At 58.8% G+C, this 4,241-nt stretch carries 5 protein-coding genes; 1 reads left to right on the top strand and 4 read right to left on the bottom strand.

Annotation, left to right across the window (positions count from 1 at the left end):
• Positions 1 to 37: 37 nt before the first annotated feature.
• From ABUA09_RS05100 to ABUA09_RS05085, 4 genes are all read right to left on the bottom strand, one after another.
• The gene (locus ABUA09_RS05100) at positions 38 to 1,147 is read right to left on the bottom strand and encodes an AI-2E family transporter (protein ID WP_033117365.1); all 1,110 of its coding nucleotides are present in this window, start codon (positions 1,145 to 1,147) and stop codon (positions 38 to 40) included.
• Positions 1,148 to 1,437: 290 nt separating this feature from the next.
• Positions 1,438 to 2,280: a prephenate dehydrogenase gene (locus ABUA09_RS05095; RefSeq protein ID WP_033117366.1), complete on the bottom strand. Its 843-nt coding sequence runs from the start codon at positions 2,278 to 2,280 to the stop codon at positions 1,438 to 1,440.
• Positions 2,281 to 2,325: 45 nt separating this feature from the next.
• Entirely contained in the window at positions 2,326 to 3,342 is a 1,017-nt protein-coding gene (gene aroF, locus ABUA09_RS05090; RefSeq protein WP_033117367.1) for a 3-deoxy-7-phosphoheptulonate synthase, read from the bottom strand.
• A 274-nt stretch (positions 3,343 to 3,616) separates the two neighbouring features.
• Positions 3,617 to 3,853 carry a helix-turn-helix domain-containing protein gene (locus tag ABUA09_RS05085; protein WP_052082616.1) on the bottom strand — a complete coding sequence of 79 codons (237 nt, stop codon included), beginning with the start codon at positions 3,851 to 3,853 and terminating at the stop codon, positions 3,617 to 3,619.
• A gap of 235 nt (positions 3,854 to 4,088) precedes the next feature.
• On the opposite strand from ABUA09_RS05085, the gene ABUA09_RS05080 reads away from it, so the two are divergent.
• The gene (locus ABUA09_RS05080) at positions 4,089 to 4,220 is read left to right on the top strand and encodes a hypothetical protein (protein WP_264464904.1); all 132 of its coding nucleotides are present in this window, start codon (positions 4,089 to 4,091) and stop codon (positions 4,218 to 4,220) included.
• Positions 4,221 to 4,241 lie beyond the last annotated feature (21 nt).

Raw genomic sequence — 4,241 nt, 5'->3', positions numbered from 1 at the left:
CCCCCCCCCCCCCCCCCCCCGCTTCTCTATCTCAGGTTCACACAGTATCCAGGCGCTTGCGGACATCCCTGCGCAAAAGCGTGTAGAGAACGGAGGCCACCGGCACGCTGAGGAGCATCCCCAAAAAGCCGAAGAGTCCGCCTCCTACCGTGACGGCAGCCAGCACCCAGATGCCGGGCAGGCCCAACGAAGTGCCCACCACTCTGGGGTAGATGACATTCCCTTCAAACTGCTGGAGACAGACCAGGAAGACGAGGAAGATGACCGCCTTCATAGGATCGATCATCACCAGCAACAGGGCCGAGGTAAAGGCACCCACGTAAGCGCCCACAATGGGCACCAATGCGGATACGCCGATGAGCACGCCGATGAGAAGGGGGTAGTCCAAACGGAGGATCACCATGCCGGCGAAGGTGAGCGCGCCCAGAATGCAGGCCTCCGTGACCTGCCCGGTGACAAATTTGCTGAAGGTGCCCGCTGTGAGAGCGGTCACGTCCAGCACCGCGTCGTACACCGGGCCCGGCACATAGGCCCGGAGCACCCGGCGGCATTGGGCGAGCAGGCGGTCCTTCCCCGAGAGCATGTAGATGGAAAATACCAGGGAGAGGACCAGGGTGACCACAATGGAGACCAGATTGCTGGTGAGGCTGAGAAGCTGGGGCACGGCGTTGGAGATGGCGGACAGGACGGTGCTGAGCAGATCCTTGATCATCTGGTCGAGGCGGCTCAGGTCCAATTCCTCCAGGTGAAAATAGGCCACCAAGGCGTTGATCCACTCCTGTGCCTGGGCCATATAGCTGTTCAGGTTGGAGAGGAAACGCTCCATACTGCTGACGAGCTGTGGGATGACGAAGGCGAACACAGCGGTAACTACGCCGAACAGCAGGACATAGGACAGCGTTACGGCCAGCGGGGCACTGGCCTTGGAAAGACGGGTCCCCTTCAGCGCGTGGTCAAAGGCCCCGTGGAAAAAGGCACAGGGCCGGCTGAGGACAAAGGCAATGGCGAACCCCAGAAAGAGGGGAGTGAAGTTGGACAGGATGTTGGCGCATACGCGCCACAGATCGTCGAAACGGACGATGACGAAGATGAGCCCCACGGTAAAAGTGATGAGAAGCAGCAGACTGCGGAAGAGTTTTTTGTCCATCCGGATACTCCTATCTGACAAAACCCAACGAATGGTTTGATGGATGCCGCGGCGCGTGGATGCGCCAAAAAGGTGCGCAACCGCGCAAGAACACTATATCATCCCATGGCGGTCGAAGTCAAGAAAAGGAGGCGGAAGACAGGGCCGCGCCGTTGCGGCCTCGATACACATCAAAATTTTGAACCACAAACTTACTGCGATCCGCCAGAAGGTCGGCGTAAAACTGCCATAATCCATACGAGCCGGACGGCGCGGTCCTGTCTTCAGATTTTCGAAAGGGACAGGGAGGCTCACTCCAGGTTCATATGACGCTTCCGGTCGGCGGACCAGGCCAATTTCTCCGCAAGTGCGGCGGTGTCGCCGGACGCTATGACCTCGCGGTAGGCGCGCAGGTTGTCCTCCAGATTGCGGATGACCTTGCAGAGAGCGGGCGCGTTCATAGAGAAAAGCTCGGTCCACAGAGGCACGTCCAGGGCGGCCACCCGGGTACAATCCCGAAAAGAGCCGCCTTCGAAGCCCTTGCAGTCGAAGAGGTCGGGATCGTCACACACCGCCACGGCCATGATGTGCATGACCTGGCTGGTATAGGCGATGATGGCGTCGTGCTTGGCGGTGGTGGTGTTGACCACGTCGCGGCAGCCGATGTGGTCGGCGATACGGTGGAGCAGATTCACGTGTTCCGGGCGGCTCTGGGGGCGGGGGGTGATGATGTAGTGCGCGCCGCGGAAGAGAGCGCCGTCGGCGTGAAAGATGCCGGAGGTCTCCTTGCCCGCCATGGGATGGCTTCCGATGAAATCCACCTCATCGGGAAGGACGGTCGCCGCGTCCACGATGGCGGTTTTGATACCGCATACGTCGGTGACCAGGGCGCCGGGCCGGAAGCACGCCCGGTAGGTGGAGAGGAAGTCCACGATGCCGCGGGGATGGAGACACAGATAGACCACATCTGCAGTGCTGACCGCCTGGCCCGCGTCGGTGCTCAGGTAGTCGGCCACGCCATGGGTACGGGCAAATTCCAGTGTGGCGGGGTCCCGGTCCACCCCCACAATCTCATAGTCCTCAAAGCCCTTCAGGGCCATAGCCATGGATCCTCCGATCAGCCCTAGACCGATGATGGCAATGCGCTTGCACATGGAAAAGACCTCCAGAAAATAGAAATAGGGGATGCCACCGGAGCCTTACAGGCTGCGGCCCACGCATTGGGCCAGGGCACCCAGCCTGCCCATCAGGGCGTCGAACTGGTCCGGAGTGATGGACTGCGCACCGTCGCATTTGGCGTGAGGAGGATCGTTGTGGACCTCAATGATCAGACCGTCCGCCCCAGCCGCCACGGCCGCCATACTCATCCGTTCTACCATCCAGGCCTGGCCGCAGGCATGGGAGGGGTCCACCACCACGGGGAGATGGGAGAGTTTCTTGACCGCCAGCACGGCAGAGAGGTCCAGCGTGTTGCGGGTAAAAGTCTCGAAGGTGCGGATGCCGCGTTCGCAGAGGATCACGCGGTCGTTGCCGCCGGCCATGATGTACTCCGCCGACATGAGCCACTCCTCGATGGTGGAGGAGAGGCCCCGCTTGAGCAGGATGGGCTTGGTGGTATGGCCGAGCTGCTTGAGCAGATCAAAATTCTGCATGTTCCGGGCGCCCACCTGGATGACGTCCACGCACATCTCGAACATCTCGATGTTGTCGGTGGACATGATCTCCGTCACAATGGGCAGTCCGGTGGCCGCCTTGGCCTCCTGGAGGAGACGGATCCCCTCGTTGCCCATGCCCTGGAAGGCGTAAGGTGAGGTGCGGGGTTTGAAGGCACCGCCCCGCAGCGCGGCCGCCCCGCTCCGTTTCACGGACTCGGCCACCCCTACGATCTGCTCCTCGCTCTCCACGGAGCAGGGCCCGGCGATGACCGCAAGCCGATCCCCGCCCACTGTGGCGCTGTTGCCCAGATCGATCACTGTGTTGTCCGGGTGGTATTTCCGATTTGCCTTCTTGTAGGGCTCGCTGACCCGCATGACACGATCCACGCCGGGGAGCATGGATACCTTTTCCTGGTCAATACGGGAGGCATCTCCCTCCGCACCCAGAATGGTGGTTTCGGAGCCCTTGGATACCATGACCTTGACGCCGCCAGCCTCCATGGCCTTGACAGCACTCTCCAACTGATCGGTGGTAAAACCGGCCTTCATAATGACGACCATACACTCAAATCCTTTCTGATGCATAAAATAAAACCGCGGCAAGCCCAAATGGCTCGCCGCGGTCCGGGTCCAAAAGCAATCCGTCCGTGAAGCGCCGACTATGGGCATGCAAAACCGCCGTTACCATAATAATAGTAACGGTAGCAATACCCATAAGCATGACGGCTCAAAGACTTCATGGAGGACACACTTCCTTCTATCCATAAACTTTAACACTGTTTGCTGCTAAAGTCAAGGGACGGTTTGAATTTCCCGCCGGAAATTTTGTGTGGATTCAGTCTTCTTCCAGAAACTTACTGGGGGGAACCCCCAGCGCATCCGACATAGAAAAAAGGGTATCCAACGAGATGCCCTTCAGTGTGGCCCCGTTGTTGGCCTCCACCTGACTGATAAAGGACCAGCTTTTCCCGATCAGTTCGGCAAACTGCTCCTGCGTATACCCTTTTCTCTTGCGGTAATAGGCAATGCGCAAACCAAGCAGACGGTAGCGCTCCCGGTATTTTTCATGCACGATTTCCACCCCATATAATCCTAACTTAATTCCGAGAGGATTATTACCGCCCATCAGTGTTTTATTATTTACTTTTAGCGAGTAATATGTTATTATCAGTGAGAGAATAGGGTTTTTTTGAGAGGGGGAGACCGCAACGGACCTGCTAGAATACCTGCAGAAAAAGACGGGGTGCCTTTATCTGTCGGATCTGCATACACCGGAAGTCAGAGAACGGGCGCTTGCCGAGGCGCTGTTGCTGAAAAAAGAGCGTTTTCCGCTTTCGCAGTGGAGAGAGGCGGCCCGGTATCTGTTGGAGAGCGCGGCGGAGGATGCGACTATGGAGGAGATTCGGGCGCAGTTCAAGGCAGCCGCTGAAAACAAGTAAAAAGGGAAGGGGCCGCCGCGC

The organism is Intestinimonas sp. RTP31139st1_F5_RTP31139_211217, from assembly GCF_040226735.1.
Classification (GTDB): Bacteria; Bacillota; Clostridia; order Oscillospirales; family Oscillospiraceae; genus Intestinimonas; species Intestinimonas butyriciproducens.
The sequence above is the reverse complement of the archived record's forward strand: the minus strand, read 5'-3'. Positions and strand labels throughout refer to the sequence as shown.